The sequence below is a fragment of the Streptococcus pseudopneumoniae ATCC BAA-960 = CCUG 49455 genome (genome assembly GCF_002087075.1).
GTDB classification, from domain to species: Bacteria; Bacillota; Bacilli; order Lactobacillales; family Streptococcaceae; genus Streptococcus; species Streptococcus pseudopneumoniae.
Genome location: NZ_MWSM01000084.1, coordinates 1 through 752, shown reverse-complemented (window position 1 = coordinate 752; position 752 = coordinate 1). Strand labels below are relative to the sequence as shown.

General features: G+C 40.2%; 2 protein-coding genes. Both read right to left on the bottom strand.

Features of this window, described 5'->3' with window-relative positions; genetic code table 11:
* Window positions 1-203: hypothetical protein (locus B4W83_RS11950; protein WP_083022303.1), on the bottom strand; the 203-nt coding region annotated here is incomplete at its 3' end.
* The gene (locus B4W83_RS13630) at window positions 196-534 is read right to left on the bottom strand and encodes a tail fiber domain-containing protein (protein ID WP_001081571.1); all 339 of its coding nucleotides are present in this window, start codon (window positions 532-534) and stop codon (window positions 196-198) included. The genes B4W83_RS13630 and B4W83_RS11950, both read right to left, overlap by 8 nt.
* Window positions 535-752: the final 218 nt, after the last annotated feature.

Below are 752 nucleotides of genomic sequence, written 5' to 3'. Positions count from 1 at the left end.
TCCTTATTTCCTTTCATTTTAGCTTGCGTTTCGTCAAAAAGTTCTTTAAGCGCTGGGTCATATTCCAGCACCGCCTTAAAGGCCTGTAATTCAGCCAAAGCCAGCCTATGGTGTACATTTAAATGCGCATAGTTCAATTCGATATCAGCCAAACGGTCGACGAGCGACTCAGCGACTAGCTTGTCGATTGTGTGATTATCCATGTCTGTTCTCCATTTTTTCTATTTTTTGATTTAATTCTTGAATGGCCTTGATTAAGTAAGGCACCAATTCAAATGTGCGATATGAATATGCACCGTCAGGATTCTCATAGAATGCTTCAGGGGCATATTTCTGGACATCCTGAGCCATGATACCACATGAGATATCCTCAATTTGGCCATCGTATTCTTTACGATAGCTGTAAGTCTTCAGCTTTTCGATGACATCTAGACCAGATACTTGACTGTCTTGAATATTTGATTTATAGCGACGGTCTGAGATTCTTTTATTCATCTCAATCCAGTCGCTACCTCCGTTACCTTGTCTATTCAAATATAGCCAGGTACCTCCTTGTGAAGTATCTTTCCATAATTTATTATATATAGGTGAGTAAAGCCACTCACCGCCACTATAAGTGATACGACCAGACACCCTCAAACTACCATTTATCACTGCTCCATTTGAAAACGACGGTTGACTATAAAAATTCACTCTTGATCTATCCGAAAAGTCAACCCTACCGTGGAAATTTGCTCCGTTTCTGCAATACA